Raw genomic sequence first — 19,452 nt, 5'->3', positions numbered from 1 at the left:
TTCCGGTGGCGCTCAGCTACGCAGCGTCCACTGCTGGTTGGTGCCACCGTTGCAGGCCCAGAGGATGACCTTCGTGCCGTTGGCGGTGGCGGCGCCGTTGGCGTCGAGGCAGAGCCCGGACTGGACGTTGGTCACGGTGCCGTTGGCGTTGACGTTCCACTGCTGGTTGGTCCCGCCGTGGCAGTCCCAGATGATGACCGCGGTGCCGTTGGCGGTGCCCGCTCCGGACGCGTCCAGGCACTTGGTGCCGTACACCGTCAGTTGCCTGCCGCTGGTGTGGGTGAACCGCTGGTTGGTGCCGCCGGAGCAGTCGTAGAGCTGGACCTGGGTGCCGTTGGTGGTGGTCGAGTTGGGCACGTCCACGCAGCGGCCGGACTGGCCGCCCACGAGCTGCCCGCTGCCGGTGCCGGTGCCGCCGCCCTGCTGCTGCCGGACGATGGAGGTCGACTCCGCCGACCGGTTGCCCTGGGCGTCCACGACGAACAGCCGGTACTCCCCCTGGTTGGTCGGCACGGCGATGGACGTGGCGGTGCCGCCCGCCCTGGTCATCGTCGGCCCGGCGGCGAAGGTGGTGGTGCCGGAGGGCGCGAGCCACACCGACCTGGTGGCGTCGCCGGTGCTCCGGATCGGGATCGTCGCCGTCGCGCTGGTGACGAACGTGCTCGCCGGCAGGACGTAGTTGGGCGCGGAGAAGGTGGCCGCCGGGATGATGTCCCGGTACGCGTCCTCCAGGCCGGAGTTCGCCGCGATGGCGTACGCCGGCGCCGGCCAGACGTAGTCGGAGGAGACGAGGATGTCGGCGACAGTGCTGTTCGGCAGGTTCTTGTTCGACACCTTGTTGATCGGCCCGTAGATCTGGGTGATGCTCAGGTCGTGCTTCCGACCGAAGTCGTCGGAATTGATCATCCAGGTGACGTTCTTGTCGATGCTCAGGACGTTGTCCCGGAACGTGATGAACGCCGAGCCCTCGTCCGGGTGCAGGCCGTACTTGTGGCCGGAGGGGACGCCCTGGAGGTAGTTGTTGGTGATCGTCGTCCCGGGCTGGCTGCCAAGCGTGTAGATCGGCGCCGTGTCGCTGAGGCGCTGCACCGTGTCGATGATGTGGTTGTGGCTGATGGTGTTGTTCCGCGCCGTGGTCGTGGGCCGGTTGGGCGCGATCGAGCCCGACGAGCCGTCGAAGTTCCACCAGCCCCAGCCGAGGGTGATGCCGGACCAGGGTGCCTTCTCGATCCGGTTGCGCTGGATCGTCAGGGTGTCGGCGAAGTACGCGGAGATGGGGCTGTGCCCGTTGAACAGGACGGCGCTGTCGTACAGGTAGTTGTTCTTGATGTCGATGTTCTTCGGCAGCCCCTCGACCTGCGGGGAGTACTTCTCGTTGTTGCTCGACGTGCCGTCACCGATGAAGACGTGCTGGGGATGACCGATGGTGATGGCGGACCCGGCGATGTCGCTCGTGTGGTTCCCGATCAACTGTGAGCCCTGCACGTCGTTGACCATGTTGACGCCGTCCGCGCCGGTGTGCTGGATCCGGTTGCGTTGCAGGAGGATCCCGTCGGCGTTCTGCACCTGGACGATGGCGGGTGTGACGTCCACGTTGCGGTAGTAGTAGACGTGGAAGTTGCCCTTGGCGTACACCTGCGCGCCGAGGTTGCCCTGCTGGGCCTGCTTGAAGGACGACCCGGCGACGGTGAACAGGTTCCAGTCGGAGTGCCGCACGGTCAGACCGGAGAACGTGATGTTGCGCGCGTGGCTGGTCGTCGAGGTGCCCGCGACCCGCAACACAGTGGTGACGTTGTTCGGCGCGTACACCGTCGCCGTCGACATGTTCTCCGAGCTGGCCTTGTAGTAGTAGACCGTCTGGGTGCCCTTGTCGAAGTAGAACTCACCGGGCGCGTCCAGGAACTCGTACGCGTTCATCAGCTTGTGGGTGCCGCCGACCTGGGCGTTGCCGTTGAAGGCGCCCTGAGCGATGGCCGCGCCCGGCTGCTGGAACAGGGCGACCCGGCTGCTGCCGTCGGTCGTCACCTGCCGGACGCCAACGATCGCCGTGGTCCAGGTCGTGCCCGTCTCGATCTCGATGTCGTCCTGGTTGCGGGCGACGGCCGGGAAGTCGCTCTGGCTGTACCGGGACCCGGCGCACTGCGAGCCGGACTCCCAGGCCCAGGGCGCCTGGCCGGCGGTGACGGTGTACGTCCCGTAGCAACCGCCCGAGCTGACCGTCTTCGACGCCATGAACGCGCGCTTGTCGTTGACGTAGAGCGCCCGGAGCTTGTTGGTGCGGCTCAGTGGCGCCTTCCAGATGTTTCCGCTGTGCTGGGTCCACCCGGTCACCTGGACGCCGCCGTCGAGGACCGGCGCCTCACCGGTGTAGGCGGCGTAGCTGATCCGGTAGCCGTTGGTCCCGGAGTCACCGGCGCCGAACTCGACGGTGCTGCTGATCGGATAGCTGCCGCCGCGCAGGTAGACGTTGATGTCGCCGGTCATGTTGGTGTTGATGGTGCGGACCACGTCACGCGCACGCTGGACCGTCCGGAATGGAGACGCCAGTGTGCCGGGGTTGGCGTCGTTGCCGTCGGGGGCCACGTAGTAGGTCGCCTGGACCGCGGCCGAGGCCGGCAGTTGATTGGTCAGCACGGCCGGCAGAGTGGCGGCAACGAGAGCCGCCACCGCCAGCACTGACGTTCGAGCGGTGGACACGATTGACCTCACGTACTGTTCCTCTCATGTGCCGTCGGCAGGGGACCCCGTGCGTATCGAACGATGAGTACGGAAACAGCGACGCCATCAGGGCCGGCAGGGCTTTTCGTCGCCCGACCGCACTCTCGTGTTAATCGACTCGAAATCTTTTCGAAGCGTAGGTCACACGTGTGATGAATGCAACCGTCAATCGCCGGACGTCTATATGCTATTAGGGATGAAGCCGGCATAACGATCAATGTCGGCGGGCCTCATCCAGGGGTCATCGGATGATTGCCGCCGACGCGGTGACCGGGCACCGCCGGCAGGCCAGGCGCCGTCGCCGGAAACAGGCGGTGACCAGGGCACGCGCGGGCCACGGGCCGGGGCGCGACGTCCGCCCCGGCCCGGACTCCGTCACCGGATGGCGAAGGTCGCCAGCCGCAGCGGGGAGTCGAACACCAGGAACACGTCCCCGGCGCCGACCGCCCGGGTCAACTCGGTGCTGACGCTGACGTACCGGTAGTCGTCTCCGGTGCTGGGCACCCCGACCGTGCCCAGCAGTCGCCCGGTGGGCGATCCCAGTCGGATCTGGATGGCGCCGGCGTCCGCGCCGGCCCTGGCGACCGTCGCGGTGAAGGTGCGCGCGCCGGCACGGAGGGCGGAACCGTCGAAGGAGATCCACTGACCGGCCGCTGTGGCGCCCACGGCCGTACCGCGCACCTTCGACTCGTCGACCAGCCGGACCCCCGCGTACCTGTCGAAGTTCTCGGCCCGGGTGAGCCTGGACAGGTCACGCGCCGGAATCGTCTCGCCGCGCACCCGCACCGCCGCCCGGGCCCGGATGTCCCCGACGGACGAGCCGGCCAGCAGGTCGTACGTGGACGACTCGACCACCCACCGGTCCCTGGTGACGTCCCAGTGCGCGAGGTCGGCGGCCGGCAGCCGCAGCGTCACCGTCCGGGTCTGCCCCGGCGCGAGTTCCACCCGTTGGAACGCCCTGAGCTGGCGCAGCGGCGTCACGTCCCGCGAGGTGCGCTGGTGGGCGTAGAGCTGGACCACCTCGGACCCGGCCCGGTCACCGACGTTCGTCACGTCGACGCTGGCCGTGATGGTGCCGTCGGCCCCGACAGCCTGGCCGCCGGTACGCAGCTGGCCGTACCGGAAACGGGTGTACGACAGCCCGTGCCCGAACGGGTAAAGCGGCTTCGCGGTGCTGTAGAGGTAGGTCTGCCCCGACGAGATGATGTCGTACTCCAGCAGGTCGGGTGGGAGCTGCGCGTCCGAGCGGTACCAGGTCTGGGTGAGCCGACCAGACGGGTTGCGGTCGCCGAACAGGACGTCGGCGACGGCGTGCCCGGTCTCCGCGCCCGCGTGGGTGGTCCAGACGATGGCCGGCACGTTCTCCTGCGCCCAGGCGGTGGTGACCGGGTAACTGGTCTGGAGCACCAGCACCGTCCGCGGATTGGCGGTGGTCACGGCCTTGACCAGCGCCTCCTGCCCGGCGCTGAGCGCCGTCGACGACCGGTCGTGCGCCTCCCGGCCGTTGATGAACGGGTTGCTGCCGACGACGAGCACCGCGGTGTCCGCCGCCTTCGCCGCCGCCACCGCCCGGTCGATTCCGCTGCTGATGACCTCGCGGCTGAAGCGGGTGGCGGCGTCCGGGGTCGCCGCGCCGAGCGTGAGCGCGCCGTCGTCGCCAACAGTGACGTACGTGTTGACCCCGAACCAGCTCTCCTTGGTCTCGTAGCCGGCGTACCGCAGCACCACGGTCCCGTCGGACCGCGGCTCCAGTTTGAACTGCTGCTGCACGTACCAGCCGTTCGGTTGCTCGTCGCGGGTGACGAACGGCCCCCAGTTGTAGCCGAGGTAGCGGCCGTTGGCGGCGTTGCGCAACGTCACCACGCCCTGCCCCCAGTCGACCTCGTCGAACTGGGCGACGGGCGCCGGCGCGGCGCCGGTCCCGAGGACCCGGTCGGCGTCGGTGGTGCCGGTGGCCGAGACGTACCGACCGGTCTCCACCACCTTCAGCGCGATCCGGTCCGCCCCGTCGAGCCCGCTCACCCTGGCCCTGTCGCCCAACCGTTCGCGGATGCCGTCGAGCGCCGTCACCTGGTACGGCAGGTCGGCGCCGTACCAGTCGGAGTAGAGGGTGTCGGCCAGCGGGCCGAGCACCGCCACACTGCGGGTCCGGGCCGGGTCCAGCGGTAGCGCCCGGCGCGAGTTCTTCAACAGCACCATCGCCTCGCCGGCGGCCTGCCGGGCGAGGCGCTGGTGCTGGGGGCTGTTGATGACGTCCGGATTGATGCCGCCGTAGCGGCCGCCGCCCGGGTCGAACTCACCGAGCCGGAACCGGATGGTCAGGATGTCCCTGATCCGGGTGTCGATGTCTCCCTCGCTGATCAGGCCGCTGGCGAGGGCCTGCCGGATGGCGGTGACCGTCGGCTGGGCGTTGGTGTCGTCGGTGATGAAGCTGCTGAGGCCGGCCTTGATGATCGCCGCGTTCGCCTCCGCCTGGGTGCCGTAGTACTTCTGGGAGTTGACCAGGTTGTTCGGCGCCCAGGCGTCGGTGACGTGCATCAGCCGCTGGTCGGTCCAGCCGCGTACCACCGTGTCGAGGTCCGGGTCGACGGTCGCCGGGCGTCCGTTGACCAGGTTGTACGCGGCCATCATCCCGGTCGCCGCGTTGGCGGCGATGGCCGGCTCGAAGGCCGCGCGGTCGTACTCGTTGAGCACCCGTGGAGGCACGTTCGACGAGGTGACGTCCCGCCGCACCTCGTTGTTGTAGGCCAGGTAGTGCTTGAGGGTCGGAGCGGTCTTCAGGTGGTTCGGGTCGCCACCGGTCATCCCCGTGCCGTACGCGGTGGAGATCGCGCCGGTGAGCAGCGGGTCCTCCGAGTAGCCCTCCTCGTTGCGGCCCCACCGGGGATCGCGCAGCGGGTTCACCACCGGCGCCCAGAGGTTGAGGCCCCACACCCGGGGGTTCTGCGCGTGGTAACCGCGCGCCTCGTCGCCGACGGCGGAGCCCACCCGCCGGACCAGGTCGGGATTCCAGGTGCTCGCCATCCCCACCGGCTGCGGAAAGGTGGTGCCGCGCGCCTTGACCACCGCGCCGTTGTTGTCGATGTCGGTCGACCAGGCCACCCCGTGCAGCGCCTCGGTGCCGGTCTTGAACAGGCCGATGCCCAGCCGGGGCACGGCCGGCTGGTACTGGTGCAGCCAGGAGATCTTCTCGTCCAGGGTCAGCCGCCCGAGCAGGTCGTCGACCCGGGCGTGCACCGGCAGGTGCGGATCTCGGAACGGATAGGTGGGCTCGGCGAGCGCGGTGCCGGGAACGGCCGGTAGGGCCAGCAGGGCGAGCGCGAGCGCGGTGATTCCGCGCCGAAGGCGCCAGTTCCGCATGCGGTTTCTCCTCATGTCGTACGACCGGCGCCAGACAGCGCCGAGACCGGCGTGGCCAGGCTCGACACCCGGCTGACGGGCCTGAACGACGGATCGTCGAAGCGCTTCGACGATCCGGCCGCGTCACCACGGCCATGAATGTCGCGATTCGCGAAACTATAGATGCGCGCCGATTGAATGGGCAACCGTCCCGGCACCTACGCCGGCTGGGCGCCGATCTTCGCCGGCCGCGTCGCCACCGCGTACCGCTCTCGGGCCCGCGGTTGGGGCACCCGGCTGCCGGTCCCGCTGGACCTGGCCGACCCAAAGAATTTACAATCTTCGTTGTTAACGCTCACACTCGTCCCAGTGCTGAGGCGGCATCGCCGTGCCGACATGACGATCGGCGCGTGCCGGGCATCGCCCGGCGACCGGCGGCTGCCCGGTCCGGCCGGCCCGTTCCCCGAACGGGCCGTCGTCGTGCCGTGGTGGCCGCCACCGACCGGCCACGCCCTCGGCCTGCTCGATCGATCCAAGGGAGAGAACCATGCGAACGAGGGCACGATGGCTCGCGACGCTCGCCGCGCTCGGCATGATGGTCGCCGGGGTGCTGACCCCCGGCAGCCCGGCCAGCGCGGAGTCCAACGGCGGGGTCCGGGTGATGCCGCTGGGCGACTCCATCACCGAGGGCACCCAGGTACCCGGCGGATACCGCATCGGGCTGTGGCAGCGTCTGGTGAACGGCCGCTACACGGTGGACTTCGTCGGCTCGCAGTTCAACGGGCCCGGCAGTCTGGGTGACCACGACCACCAGGGGCATCCCGGCTGGCGCATCGACCAGATCGACGCCAACATCGTCAACTGGCTGAACACCCAACGCCCGCAGACCGTGCTGCTGCACATCGGCACCAACGACATCCTGCAGAACTACAACGTGAGCGGCGCGCCGAACCGGCTCTCCACGCTGATCGACCGGATCACCACCACCGCGCCCAACGCCGAGGTGTTCGTGGCGCAGCTCATCCCGCTCTCCAACAGCAACCAGGCGGCGGCCGTCCGCACCTTCAACGCGGCCATTCCCGGCATCGTGCAGAGCAAGGTGAACGCCGGCAAACGGGTGCACCTCGTCGACATGTACAGCGCGCTCACCACCGCCGACCTGATCGACGGCATCCACCCCACGTCCGGCGGCTACGACAAGATGGCGGCCCGCTGGTACAGCGCCCTCCAGTCGGTGCCCGGCAGCATCGGCGAGCCCGGCACCGGCGGCGGCCAGACCACCACCGCCATCGTGGGCGCGTTGTCCAACAGGTGCGTCGACGTCCCCGGCTCGTCCACCACCAACGGTCTCCAAGTGCAGCTGTGGGACTGCCACGGCGGCACGAACCAGCGGTGGACCTACACCAGCGGCAAGGCGCTCACCGTCTACGGCAACAAGTGCCTCGACGCCGCCGGCTATGGCACCTCTCCCGGAACCCTGGTCACCATCTACGACTGCCACGGCGGCACCAACCAGCAGTGGAACGTCAACGCCAACGGCACCATCACCGGGGTGCAGTCCGGCCTCTGCCTGGACCCGGTGAACCAGGGCACCGGCAACGGCACCAAGCTCGTCCTCTGGACCTGCACCGGCCAGACCAACCAGCAGTGGATCCGCCGCTGACGGACGGGACGCGGACACCACCTCCCACCACCGCACGCGCGCCCCGAACCGAAGGAGAACGCGGAAGTGAAAACGCCACCACACCGTACGCCGGTCAGATGGCTCACGGCCGGCCTCGCGGTCGTCCTCGGCCTGGCGTTGGCGACGACGACGCGGGACGCGGCGGTCGCCGACAGCCCGTACCAGCGCGGCCCCGACCCGACCCCGGCAAGCATCGCCGCCACCCGCGGGCCGTTCGCCACCACCCAGGCGACGGTCCCGGCCGGCAACGGCTTCAACGGCGGGTACGTCTACTACCCGACCGACACCAGCCTGGGCACCTGGGGCGCGATCGCGATCGTGCCCGGCTACTCCGCCCTGTTCGCCAACGAGGAGGCCTGGATGGGCCCCTGGCTGGCGTCCTTCGGGTTCGTCGTGCTCGGCATCGAGACGAACAGCCGCACCGACGGCGCCGACGCCCGGGCCACCCAGCTGCTCGCCGCGCTGGACTACCTGACCCGGACCAGTACGGTGCGGAACCGGGTCGACCCCGACCGCCTGGGCGTCATGGGCCACTCGGCGGGCGGGGCCGGAACGCTGCTCGCCGCCCTGCGGCGGCCGACCCTGAGAACGGCTGTCGGTCTGGCGCCCGGAGCGCCGGGAAACAGCCTGAACATGTCCACCACCCAGGTTCCCACAATGCTCATCTCCGGGCAGAACGACGGCACGGTGACGCCCTCCTACGTGCAGGGCATCCACAACTCGCTGCCCGCCACGGTGGAGCACGCCTGGGCGGAGTTGGCCGGCAACGACCATCTCTCCTTCACCAGGCCGAACCCGACCGAGATGCGCGTCCTGATCCCCTGGCTCAAGACGTTCCTCGACAACGACACGCGGTACACGCCGTTCCTCTGCCCGTTGGCGGACCGCACCGGCGTCTCGCGGTACTCCGCCACCTGCCCCCTGGTGCCGCCGGACGGCCCGACGTCACCACCCACCACCACCCCGCCACCGCCCTCCGACGCCGACTGCACGGCCACCTACCGCACCGTCAACTCGTGGTCCGGCGGCTTTCAGGCCGAGGTCACCGTGACCGCCGGCGCCGCCGCGATCAACGGCTGGACCGTCGGATGGAGCCTGGGCAACGGCCAGACCATCAGCCAGGTCTGGAACGGCGCCCTGAGCACCAGCGGCTCGACAGCGACAGTCCGCAACGCGTCCTACAACGGCGCGCTCGCCGCCAACGCCAGCACGAGCTTCGGCCTCCTCGGTTCCGGAACAGCGGGCAGCGTCCCAGCGCCGACCTGCCTCAGCCCGTGACCTGAGGCGGGACCGCCGCGCCCTCGACCAGCACCCGGTCGGGGGCGCGGCCCCTGGTTCAGGACCTGAGGACGGAGTCAACGGCTAGGTAGAGGGTTTCGGTCTCGGTCTCCAGGATGGAGTCCTCGGCGGGTAGGGCCCGCTCGATCGACAACCCGTTGAGAACGGTCAGCAGGAACTTGATCCGGCGGGCGTGGTCTTCCTTGGGTAGTGCGCCCTCGTCAGCCAGAACCGACAGCCAGTACTCGACACGTTGCCATCCTCCGCGCTCCACCGCGAGGTACTCCGCACGCACCTGCTCCGTCGGTTCGGACGCGATGAACGCCTGGTACGCCAGGGTCCACGCCGCACGGGCCCGCGCCCCGACCCCGGCGGGGGCGAGTACCTGGCGCAGACAGCTGACCAGCCGATCCCGCGCCGGGAGCGACCGGTCGTGGATCGGGCTGTCCGGGAACACCTGCGTGTAGATCCGGGACAGCACCGCGTCCTTCAGCTCCCGCTGAGTCGGAAAGTGGAACCTGAGCGAGCCCGTGCTCACCCCGGCGCGCGCGGCGACCGCTCGCACGCTCAACCTCGCCATCACATCCTCGGCGAGCATCGCCGCCGCAGCGGCGAGGATCTTCTCCCGCGAGCCGGTGGTCTCTTCTCCCTGAGTCACCGTTCCACCTCCTCGACCACTCTACTAACACACTGTGCTACCGTCGCCACTAGCACAGTGTGTTAGTGCGTGCGACGAGGGCGGGGGCAGCGAGAAAACATGATCGAAAAGTGGCGGCGACGCAGAGCGGCCGCGCGCATCGAGGTCGGGGACGGCCGGACGTTGAAACCGGTGCGCTGGTGGCAGTTGCCCTTCCGAACGCTGTTCCACCTGCCGTTAACCCGGAGGGACGGCCGGCGACTGGCGTACGCGGTCGACCTTCCGTACCGGGCCGATTCGGGCAGCGGCAGGGCGAAGGCACACCTGTACCTCGAGGGCAGGCACCTCGCCGCATCGAAGCTTCCGGCGGCGTTCCCGGTCGAGGGCGGCACCATCGAGGTGGCCGTCAGCGCCTTCGGAATCAAGCGCTGCCACTACGTCCCCACCGCCGGCCGAACACACCCACTGATCCCCGATCCGAGGACCGCCGAGGGGCGCCGCGCTCGCCTGGAACACGACCACCGAGCGCTGAGTCGCTCGGTCGGTCTCCTCTCGATGCTGGTTCTGCTCGGCGGAGCAGGACTGAACCTGCTGCAACTCGCCGAGCCGATCTCGCGGATCCCCGCAGTCGCCGAGCGCACCGGACATCTCGACTTGCCCGTCCATCTGCCGATCTGGCTCAACTTCGCCCTCGCCGTCGGTGCGATTCTGGCGAGCACCGAGCGGGCCCTGCGCCTGCGCTACGGCTTTGTCGACCAGGCCGGCAAGTGACCTTCCCGCAAGGAAATCCCATGACCTTCACCCACACGAGCCGGCCTCGCACCCCGGACCGCAGCGAGCCGCCCAGCACGACCGGAGTGGAGTACCACCGGGTACTTGCCGGCGACAAACGCCGCATCGGCGAGCTTCCTCTTCACAGCTCTCCACGGCGCGACCGATCCGTACCTCATCGTCTGGTTACCTGGCGCTCTGGACCGGACTCGCCATCATCACCTGGCGCACCGGCGGTCTCGAGGTCTCCGTCATGCTCCACGCCGTGCTCAACACGTTCACCCTCGTGCTGGCCGCCGCACTGCGGGTCGATCTCGGTACCGCGACGCAGGACCGCTCGGACGGAGTCGGCTCGCCCTACCAGATCGTTCCCACCGTCGCCATCATCGTGATCACGGCCATCGTCTGGTGGTGCACCCGGAGAACCGGGCCGGCACGCACCCCGGGCGCGGCGCGTCCCACGAACAACGAGACGCCGGCGCTGCGGCATCCGAGACACTGAAGGGAGTAGTGGAGGAGCCAGGGCCTAGACGGGCGGCCAGTTTCGCAGGGCGGCGTCGATCACCAGCTCGAGCTCGGCGCGCTCGGCGCCACCGGCGGCCTGAACAGCGACGCCGTTGGCGATCGTCATGACGTATCGCGCCAGTTGGGCCGGGGAGGTCTCCGGGGACAGGTCGCCCTCGTCGACGGCTCGCTCGAACCGTTTCGTGAGCTGGTCGTAGGTCTCCTGGCGCGAGGTGGACAGCAGCTCGCGGATCACCTGCCCGTCGTCGCCACCGATCAGCGAGGCCCGGAGGCTGAGGCAGCCAGCCGGGTAGTCGGGCAGGGTGGCACTGCGGACCGCGCCCTGGAGGAACACCGTGGCCACCCGCTGGGCGGTCGGCTCGGCCAGCGCCTCGGCGCCATACGAGGCCGGCCCGGCCGCATAGCGCGCCCAAGCCTTGCGAAACAGCTCTTCCTTGTTGCCGAACGCCGCGTACATGCTCGTGCGGTTGATGCCCATGGCCTTGGTGAGGTCGGCCAAGCTCGCACCCTCATAGCCCTGCTCCCAGAAGACACGCATCGCGTTGTCGAGAGCCCGGTCGGCGTCGAAGCCCCTCGGTCGGCCGGTCGGCGTGCTCCGTCGGATGGTCACGTGATCGAGCTTACCACTTCCGTACCGATCGATTCAGATGTGCTACCGTACTTCCGTACCGATCGGTCGGTACAGAACTATCCGCTGGCACGTGCCGCTGCGACGGCATCGTCCGAAGAGAGTGGGACATGAGCGATTTCACTGGCAAGACGGCCCTGATCACCGGCAGCACCAGCGGTATCGGCCGGGCGACAGCTCTGCGCCTGGCCGCCGCGGGGGCCAGCGTGGTGGTTACCGGCCGCGACGCCCAGCGCGGGGCCTCGGTGGTCGAAAAGATCAAAGCCGACGGCGGCCAGGCCCGGTTCGTCGCCGCCGACCTGACCAACCGGGACGACGTGGCCCGGCTGGCCCGGGACGCCGGGGACGTGGACGTGCTGGTCAACGGGGCCGCAGCGAACATCTTCGGCCCGAGCGCCGACGTGACCGCCGACCAGTACGACACGTTGCTCGACAGCAACCTCCGCGCGGCCTTCCTGCTGACCGCCGCCCTGGCCCCCAAGATGGCAGAGCGCGGCCACGGCAGCATCATCAACATCAGCAGCGGCTCCGCCGTGATGGGTGACGAGAACAACGCCGTCTACGTCGCCACCAAGGGCGCGATCAACGCCATCACCCGCGCCTGGGCCGCCGAGTACGGCCCGTCCGGCGTCCGGGTCAACGCGGTTCAGCCCGGCCCGACGTACACCAGCGTCGGCCCGGTCTGGCTGGACCGCTACATCAACCTCATCCCGCTGCGCCGCGTCGGCCAGCCCGAGGAACTCGCCGAGGTGATCGCTTTCCTCGCCGGTCCGGGCGGCTCGTACATCAACGGTGCCACCATTCCCGTCGACGGCGGCCTCACCGCGGTCGAGCCTCCGAAGCCCCCGGTGGCCGTCTGACGGAGACGGCACAAGGCGGGCAGCTCCCGGCACCGTCGGGAGCTGCCCGCCCGGTGCGGCGAAGCGGGAACCAAAAAGGCCCCGACCCGGTTACTCCGGGCCAGGGCCTATCTCGTTGGTGCGCCGCCAGGGACTCGAACCCCGAACCCGCGGATTAAGAGCTTCGCCTATGTCGTGTTCATGGGTCCCACGTGCCCGTGCTGACCCAGCGTCTGCGGCCGCTGGGTGCCAACCGCTAGCTGTAGTGCCCATGAGGGTTGTTGACGGCGTGGCGACTTGAGATGAGGCGAGACCTCCGGCGAGGTGTGAGGTGCTGACGCCCACACGAAACCGGAGGTCTCATGGCCCACCGTAATGCCCGGCTGACCATCCATGGCCGGCGGCTGCTCGTCACGCGTGTCGTTGACCAGGGCCGGCGGTTGGACTTCGACCTGGTCTCCACAACCGGCATCGATACCCCAGCGAGCCGCGAAACCTGAACCGGCACTTCGTCCGGCGCATGGCGCTGGCCGGAAGGGATCAGGCCCGGCCCAACCGGACCGGGCCTGACCTCTGAACCCCTTACTTACCAGGGTCTGAGCGTTCCGGGTTCTCTGCGAAGACCTGAGCCGCGACCTGGTAGCCGTCGAACGCGCGTGCTACGCCAGCGTAGGCCGCGACCTGAAGAAAGACTTCGGCGATCTCTTCCTTGGCGGCGCCGGCGTTGAGCGCGATGCGAAGTTGACCACGGAGGGGCTCCAGGACGCCGAGTGTCGCCGCGATGGTGACGGACACCAGCGCCCGCGTCCGTGTATCTAGGTGCTCGGTGCGCGGCCAGACGTCGCCGAAGGCGTGCACCGTCGCGATCCGTTTGAAGTCTGCGCTGTTAGCCGGCTCACCAGGCGTGGCGCCAAGAAAGCGCTCCAAGCGGAAGCCCAGCAGACGCTCAGCCGTGTCCAGCGCAGCGGCATATCCCGGGTCTGTCGGATGGTTCGTCGTCACGATAATCACTCTTCCATCTATAAGGACAAAGCAGGCGAGATCCGGCATCTCGAAGGTGACTGAGGATCGTCACCTCCCTCGAGCTGATCAAGTCGCATGTCGGGACCGGGCAGCGTCTCGCTGTGGGAGCCATGGCTGACGGCCGCTGGCCGGCCCCGGTGGCGGTTGCCGGGATCGGCCAGCCGACCGGGCCGATTGTTACCAAGACGGAGTCAGCGCATGGTCAGGAGATCTGCCAATCGATCGGATGCTCGCCCGGGCGCGGAATCAACGCAGTGAACAGCGGGCTGGGCTCTGCGAGGACGGCGGTACGGAACTCCGCCCAGTAGCCGTCGGTGCCCAGGATCTGCTTGGCCCTGGGAATGGCTGCCGAGTCCGGTGCGGAGTAGTAACGTACCTTGGTGTTGTCCCCGTCGACGGCGGCTCGATACACGACTTCGGCGGTAATCGACGGGTCGGAGCCGGTTGGCGCGTTCTTGGAGAAGAACGCATCGATTCCAGTCTGATAGTCCGCAGGGACGTCCTGCGCAATGTCGATCTTCGTGAAGATGCGGGTGGAGTGCTGTCCGGGCAGGACGGCCTTGACCGCGATGCCGAAGGCGGCCACCTCCAGGCTCATCCCCTCGCTGAGCGCCGCCACGGCTGCCTTGGAGGCGGCGTAGACGGCGCTGTACGGATAACCCTGCTCGGCGGTCAACGAGGAGATGTTGATGATCGTTCCGGAGCGCTGGGCGCGGAAGATCGGCAGGAAGGCCCGGCTGAGCGCGATCAGTCCGAACACGTTGGTCTGGAACTGCCGGTGGATCTGGTCCATGCTGCTCACCTCCACCGGCCCCATCTGGTAGAAACCCGCATTGTTGACCAAGACGTCGACCTGTCCAAACTGCTCCACCGCGGTTTGCGCGAAGGGCCCTGCCGCCTGCTCGTCATCGACGTCCAGCAGCAGCGTCCTGACCCGCTCCAATCCATCGTGCACCGTCAGGTCGGCCTCCTTGCGGACCGTCGCGACCACGTTCCAGCCTTCGGAGGCGAACTTTTCGACGATGGCCCGGCCCATTCCAGTCGCGGTACCGGTCACCACGATCGTTTTCGACACGGAGGGCTTCCTCTCCCATTAGTCCCGGCCCGGACATCCGTGCCCGCTATGGGCTTTGCCGCTGTCCGGGCAAGTGGTGGCTTGCTTATGCGCCAAGTGTCACGGTGGTTCACCGGGCCGGCCAGGTTCGGTTCTTCATGGGAAAGTTCATCATGGGAAAGACATTCCCAGGTATCCGCCGAGGCCCGGGGGTAATTTGGGTTTCATGTCCAAACGCCCGGAGTCCAGCGTGAGCAATCCGCTTGCCGAGTTTCTGCGGGCCAGTCGTGCACGTATCCGGCCGGACGACGTCGGCCTACCCGGCGGCGGCCGGCGGCGCCGCGTTCCCGGGCTGCGCCGTGAAGAGGTCGCCCAGCTGGCCAATGTCAGTGCGGACTATCTGGCCCGGCTCGAGCAGGGACGCGTCACCACTGCGTCACCCGAAGTCCTCGACGCCCTCGCGGACGCGCTTGGTCTCGACCGCGACGGCCGGGAGTACTTGCACTCAATTGCAGGGCCGAAACAGCGCCCAGGATCCCGTACTCAGACCACGTCGCGGGTTGACCCGCAGACCCAGCGATTGCTCGACAGCCTGTACGAAGTTCCCGCCTACGTATTCGGCCGGAGACTGGACATCCTCGCCTGGAATCCCCTGGCCGCTGCCTTGTTCACCGATTATGGGGCACTGCCGGAGCGGCACCGGAACCTTGTCTGGCTCACTTTTCTCGATCCGGGTTACCGGGAATTGAACACCGACTGGGCCAGGGCCGCCCAGGAATGCGTCGCCTATCTACGTATGGAGGCCCGGAACTACCCGAGCGATCAGCGCCTGGCCGAACTTGTCGGGACTCTCTCCGTCAAAGACGCGAACTTTCGCACATGGTGGGGCGGCCACCTCGTGACCGGCGCCACGCTGCGCCGCAAGATCTACCAGCATCCACTGGTCGGTCCGCTCACCCTCGATTCGCAGCAATTCGACGTCAGCGGCAAGTCCGACCAGCACCTCGTGGTGTTCACCGCCGAACCAGACAGCCCATCCCACGAGGCACTGAAGTTGCTCGCCCAGTGGGCGAACGCGCCGGTGGCTTGAAATCCCCGTTTCGAAAATGCCCTGCCTCGAATCCGGCATCGTGGTTGTAGACCCGACCCGTGGCCGGGTCGTGCGCGTCGTGATCGATCACAAATGTGGCCTGGGGCGGATGGGACGCGTGAAAAAAGCTGGCGGAGACGGCCGGCGGCCAGGGCCCCGGCAATTCGTGGGGTGCCCGGCTTGATGTGGTTGGTGACGCGCCCTTGCTGGTGGTAGCAGGGCAGGGATGACCGACCTCACCTCGTTGCAGGCCCGGCGGACGCCGCGGGGTTGGTCGGCTGGACGGTGAGCGTGGACTCGACCATCAGCCGCGCCCACCAGCACGCGGCGGGAGCCCGCCGCGACGGCCAGGCGCAGAAGGAGCCTCCTGGTGGGGTGCAGGCCGAGCCGGCAGATCACGGGCTCGGCCGATCGAGGGGCGGCTGGACCACGAAGACCCATCTGGCCTGCGAGCAGGGCCGCAAACTGATGGCCCTGGTGGTGACCGCCGGACAGCGCGGCGACAGCCCTCAGTTCATCCCCGTGTCGGCCAAGGTCCGCATCCCCCGAGCCGGTGAGGGCCGGCCACGCACCCGCCCCGACACCGTGTTGGCCGACAAGGCGTACACGTCGAAGGCCAACCACGCCCACCTGCGATCCCGGGGCATCCGCGCGTGCATCCCGAGCAAGGCAAACCAGGACGCGCACCGCAAGGCCAAAGGATCCCAAGGCGGACGCCCGCCCGCCCTCGACCCCGAGGTCTACCGCCTACGTCACGCCGTGGAGCGCGGCATCCAGCTCAAACAACACCGCGCCATGGCCACCAGGTACGACAAACTCGCCGTGCGCTACGAAGCCGCCCTCACCATCGCCGCTATCAACCAGTGGCTTCGCGCCCTACGAATCACGGCCTAGATGTGAGACTGTCTATGTAACTGAATGTGCCTCTACAGCTGCATCTAGCGATGTAGGTGGTTCCGTTGGAACAGCTTCCATTGTGGGGACCGAGCACCGACGAAGAGCCGAGACCGAAGCCGGTCCTGACACGACCAGCGAAACTCCGCCTGCTGATCACCGTGAAGGCGGCACCCATCCCCTCCGCGCGGTACGGGGAGACGGTCTGCGTCGGGGCACTGGGCATGGACCCACCCTGGACGGGCTGGATTCGCCTCTACCCGGTCCACCATCGGCACCTCGGCGACGACGGCACGTTCCGCAAGTACGACATCATCCAGGTTGACGCGCTGCCGGCCAGGGACGACCCACGGCGCGAGAGCTGGAAGCCGATCGTGGACACCATCGCCATCGAACGGCACCTCGCCAGCCGGCAGTCGCGTCGACACCTCCTCGATCCACTCGTCGAAGACTCCATGTGCCGGCTCAACGCACAGGCCCCCGGCGGCCGGAGCGCGCGATCGATCGCGCTGATTCGCGCGGCCGACATCTCGGATCTCCAGGTCAGACGACATCGCGGCTGGTCGGCGGAGGATCGGAAGAAGATCGCTCGCTACCTGGATCAGCTCGACCTACTGGAACCGGCCAAGCGCAGCCCACTTCATGCACCGCGCTTCACCGGTACCTACCGCTACCGATGCGCTGACCGCCGTTGCCGCGGTCACGAGCAGACACTCCGAGACTCTGAGTTCGTCGCCCTGCAACGTCGCCTCGGCCAGCTCACCGACGCGGAGGCCGAGGAGCAGCTGAGGCACAAGTTCCTCACCCAGCTCTGCGCCGCCGACCGCGACGTCGCCTTCTACGTGGGCAACCAGGTGGCAAGACCGCAGTCCTTCAGCATCGGCGGTGTCTACGCACCGATACGGCCCACCGCTCGGCACCGGCCGCACGTCAACCGATGATGTCGGCTAGTACGTCGGCATGGCACGGATCCTCGGCGCGGCACCAGCACGCCAACTGCTTCCCCGCGAGTTCCCGACGCGCCCGGTCAACAAGGGCCGGCTGCCCCACAAGCCACTGCCGATAGAGGCGTAACGCCTCCGCCCGATCATGCTTCCGCAGGCTGAACGGATTGGCCCAGGGAGAACGCCGCAACCCGAACCCCTGCCGCCCCACGTACACGGCACCCGGTGGTACCACCGGGTGATAGAGATCCCCCTGGACACGAACCCGAGGCTGTTCCCCCACGCCGCCAGCGTAATCGGCGACGACCGGCCCCGCGTGGATGCTCGAAGGACACCGAGCGACCACCCACCACCCACGTACACGAAAAAGGCCCCGGCCCGGTGTGAATTACCAGGTCAAGGCCTTGCTCGTTGGTGCGCCGCCAGGGACTCGAACCCCGAACCCGCGGATTAAGAGTCCGCTGCTCTGCCAGTTGAGCTAGCGGCGCTCGTCGGCAACGGAGAGAACATTAGCACCCCGCCAACCCGGGCTCCAATTCGGTTCCCCGACTCCCCCCTTCGGTCGAGCTTTGCGGGCAAAACGCCACAAACACCCTCGCGCGCTCGGCACTGGGGCATGGGTTGGGGCAGTCATACGGCACGATGTCCGCCAGGTACGCGAGAACAGAGGTGGGCATGGCACGGTTCACGCGAGCCGGGGCGGTGGTGGGCGCTCTGACTCTGGTGGCGTCGCTGGCACTGACCGGGTGCGGCGACGACAAGAAGAAGCCGGAATTCGTGGGCGGGGCGTCGTCAGACGTGAGCGCCGCACCCGGTTCGGCCGAACCTGCGCCGTCGAGTTCCCCGAGTGGTCCGGCGCTCACGCTGAGCCCGGCCGACGGCGCGAAGAACAGGCCGGTGAGCACGGAGATCAGCACGAAGCTGCCGGACGGCGCGAAGGTGTCCTCCGTCACGGTGACCGCCGACGGTGGCGGCGGCGTGGAGGGCAAGCTGCGCACCGACGGCTCGGCCTGGGTGCCGTCCGCTCCCCTGAAGTGGGGCACCCGCTACACCGCCACGGTGACGGCGACCGCTGCGGACGGGACCAGCAGCCAGGGCACCAGCACCTTCACCACGATGGCCAAGCCGAAGTCGACGATCGGGTCGGGTCTGTACCTCTTCGACGACAAGAGCTACGGCGTGGCGATGCCGGTGGTCACCGAGTTCCACCCGGGCATCCCGAAGAAGGACCGGGCGGCCGTACAGAAGCGGATGTTCGTCCGGACCGATCCGCCGCAGCCGGGGGCGTGGCACTGGGTCGACAACGGCACGCAGGCGTACTACCGGGGGCCGGAGTACTGGAAGCCGGGCACCACCCTGACCGTGCGCATCGCCATCGCGGGGCTGCCGCTGAGCAACGGCCGGTACGGCGACGTCGACCGCAAGGCCACCGCCAAGATCGGCCGAGCGTTCGAGATGAAGGTCGACAACGCCAACAAGAAGATGTCGGTGTACGAGAACGGCTCGCTGGTGCGCAGCATCCCGGTGAGCCTGGGCAAGAAGAGCACGCCGTCGTCCAGCGGCACGATGGTGGTGATGGAGAAGAAGGAGGCCACCGTCTTCGACACCCGCGACGACCCGGACCCGGCCAACCGCTACGTCACCGACATCCAGTTCGCCCAGCGGCTCACCTGGGGTGGCGAGTACATCCACGCCGCGCCCTGGTCGGAGCACGTGCAGGGGCGGCAGAACGTCTCGCACGGCTGCGTGAACGTGTCGATGGCGAACGCCAGGTGGTTGTTCGACCGGACGCGGATCGGCGACCCGATCACGATCAAGGGCACCGAGCGCCGCCTCGCCTCCGGCAACGGTTGGACCGCATGGAGCCTGAGCTGGTCGGCGTTCATCAAGGGCAGCGCCCTGCCGGTGCCGAGTGGTGGGGCCGGTCCGGCTCTCTGAGTCCGCAACCGTCGCGCCGGCCCTGCCCAACGGCCGGGCCGGCGCGTACCGTTGCACTCCCGCCGCGACGACGGCGCGGCTACCCCGGAA

At 68.5% G+C, this 19,452-nt stretch carries 16 protein-coding genes, 1 tRNA gene and 1 pseudogene; 10 read left to right on the top strand and 8 right to left on the bottom strand.

The window, feature by feature from the left end:
- Positions 1-12: 12 nt before the first annotated feature.
- Both O7634_RS15730 and O7634_RS15725 read right to left on the bottom strand, forming a co-directional pair.
- Complete coding sequence (locus O7634_RS15730) at positions 13-2,709, bottom strand: ricin-type beta-trefoil lectin domain protein (protein ID WP_278150874.1); 2,697 nt, start codon at positions 2,707-2,709, stop codon at positions 13-15.
- A gap of 384 nt (positions 2,710-3,093) precedes the next feature.
- On the bottom strand, positions 3,094-6,078 hold the full coding sequence (locus O7634_RS15725; RefSeq protein ID WP_278150873.1) for a glycoside hydrolase family 3 protein: 2,985 nt from the start codon (positions 6,076-6,078) through the stop codon (positions 3,094-3,096).
- A 526-nt stretch (positions 6,079-6,604) separates the two neighbouring features.
- On the opposite strand from O7634_RS15725, the gene O7634_RS15720 reads away from it, so the two are divergent.
- Entirely contained in the window at positions 6,605-7,720 is a 1,116-nt protein-coding gene (locus tag O7634_RS15720; RefSeq protein WP_278150872.1) for a ricin-type beta-trefoil lectin domain protein, read from the top strand.
- A gap of 66 nt (positions 7,721-7,786) precedes the next feature.
- Positions 7,787-9,019 (top strand): cellulose binding domain-containing protein, encoded by a 1,233-nt coding sequence (locus O7634_RS15715; RefSeq protein ID WP_278150871.1) that lies wholly within the window; start codon positions 7,787-7,789, stop codon positions 9,017-9,019.
- Positions 9,020-9,077: 58 nt separating this feature from the next.
- On the opposite strand, the gene O7634_RS15710 is transcribed toward O7634_RS15715, so the two are convergent.
- Entirely contained in the window at positions 9,078-9,677 is a 600-nt protein-coding gene (locus O7634_RS15710) for a TetR/AcrR family transcriptional regulator (protein ID WP_278150870.1), read from the bottom strand.
- A 171-nt stretch (positions 9,678-9,848) separates the two neighbouring features.
- On the opposite strand from O7634_RS15710, the gene O7634_RS15705 reads away from it, so the two are divergent.
- Complete coding sequence (locus tag O7634_RS15705; RefSeq protein WP_278150869.1) at positions 9,849-10,427, top strand: hypothetical protein; 579 nt, start codon at positions 9,849-9,851, stop codon at positions 10,425-10,427.
- A gap of 253 nt (positions 10,428-10,680) precedes the next feature.
- On the top strand, positions 10,681-10,929 hold the full coding sequence (locus O7634_RS15700; RefSeq protein WP_278150868.1) for a hypothetical protein: 249 nt from the start codon (positions 10,681-10,683) through the stop codon (positions 10,927-10,929).
- Positions 10,930-10,953: 24 nt separating this feature from the next.
- Here the strand turns inward: O7634_RS15700 and O7634_RS15695 are convergent, their stop codons facing one another.
- Positions 10,954-11,562: a TetR/AcrR family transcriptional regulator gene (locus O7634_RS15695; protein ID WP_278150867.1), complete on the bottom strand. Its 609-nt coding sequence runs from the start codon at positions 11,560-11,562 to the stop codon at positions 10,954-10,956.
- Between the two features lie 128 nt (positions 11,563-11,690).
- Here O7634_RS15695 and O7634_RS15690 point away from each other — a divergent pair, with 128 nt between their 5' ends.
- A complete protein-coding gene (locus O7634_RS15690) occupies positions 11,691-12,440 on the top strand; it encodes an SDR family oxidoreductase (RefSeq protein WP_278150866.1) in 750 nt (249 codons plus the stop codon).
- 341 nt (positions 12,441-12,781) lie between these two features.
- On the top strand, positions 12,782-12,919 hold the full coding sequence (locus O7634_RS15685) for a leucine zipper domain-containing protein (protein ID WP_278150865.1): 138 nt from the start codon (positions 12,782-12,784) through the stop codon (positions 12,917-12,919).
- Positions 12,920-13,001: 82 nt separating this feature from the next.
- Here the strand turns inward: O7634_RS15685 and O7634_RS15680 are convergent, their stop codons facing one another.
- Positions 13,002-13,421, bottom strand: coding sequence for a carboxymuconolactone decarboxylase family protein (locus O7634_RS15680; protein WP_278150864.1), 420 nt, complete (start codon positions 13,419-13,421; stop codon positions 13,002-13,004).
- Positions 13,422-13,644: 223 nt separating this feature from the next.
- Complete coding sequence (locus O7634_RS15675) at positions 13,645-14,517, bottom strand: SDR family NAD(P)-dependent oxidoreductase (RefSeq protein WP_278150863.1); 873 nt, start codon at positions 14,515-14,517, stop codon at positions 13,645-13,647.
- 229 nt (positions 14,518-14,746) lie between these two features.
- Here O7634_RS15675 and O7634_RS15670 point away from each other — a divergent pair, with 229 nt between their 5' ends.
- The 3 genes and pseudogenes from O7634_RS15670 to O7634_RS15660 all read left to right on the top strand — a co-directional run bounded on the left by O7634_RS15670 (position 14,747) and on the right by O7634_RS15660 (position 17,421).
- Positions 14,747-15,586, top strand: coding sequence for a helix-turn-helix transcriptional regulator (locus O7634_RS15670; protein ID WP_278150862.1), 840 nt, complete (start codon positions 14,747-14,749; stop codon positions 15,584-15,586).
- A gap of 267 nt (positions 15,587-15,853) precedes the next feature.
- Positions 15,854-16,480 (top strand): annotated as a pseudogene (locus O7634_RS15665) (IS5 family transposase); the annotation flags it as partial.
- Positions 16,481-16,536: 56 nt separating this feature from the next.
- Positions 16,537-17,421 (top strand): hypothetical protein, encoded by an 885-nt coding sequence (locus O7634_RS15660; RefSeq protein ID WP_278150861.1) that lies wholly within the window; start codon positions 16,537-16,539, stop codon positions 17,419-17,421.
- Here O7634_RS15660 and O7634_RS15655 read toward each other — a convergent pair.
- Positions 17,411-17,659: a DUF4326 domain-containing protein gene (locus O7634_RS15655; RefSeq protein ID WP_278153982.1), complete on the bottom strand. Its 249-nt coding sequence runs from the start codon at positions 17,657-17,659 to the stop codon at positions 17,411-17,413. The genes O7634_RS15660 and O7634_RS15655 overlap by 11 nt on opposite strands.
- 177 nt (positions 17,660-17,836) lie before the next feature.
- Positions 17,837-17,912, bottom strand: a tRNA-Lys gene (locus O7634_RS15650).
- A 187-nt stretch (positions 17,913-18,099) separates the two neighbouring features.
- Between O7634_RS15650 and O7634_RS15645 the strand changes: the two genes are divergently transcribed.
- Positions 18,100-19,362, top strand: coding sequence for an Ig-like domain-containing protein (locus O7634_RS15645; protein ID WP_278150860.1), 1,263 nt, complete (start codon positions 18,100-18,102; stop codon positions 19,360-19,362).
- Positions 19,363-19,452: the final 90 nt, after the last annotated feature.

The sequence above is a fragment of the Micromonospora sp. WMMD1120 genome, assembly GCF_029626235.1.
GTDB lineage: Bacteria > Actinomycetota > Actinomycetes > Mycobacteriales > Micromonosporaceae > Micromonospora.
Note: the sequence above shows the minus strand (reverse complement) of the source record. Positions and strands in the feature narration are given on the sequence as shown.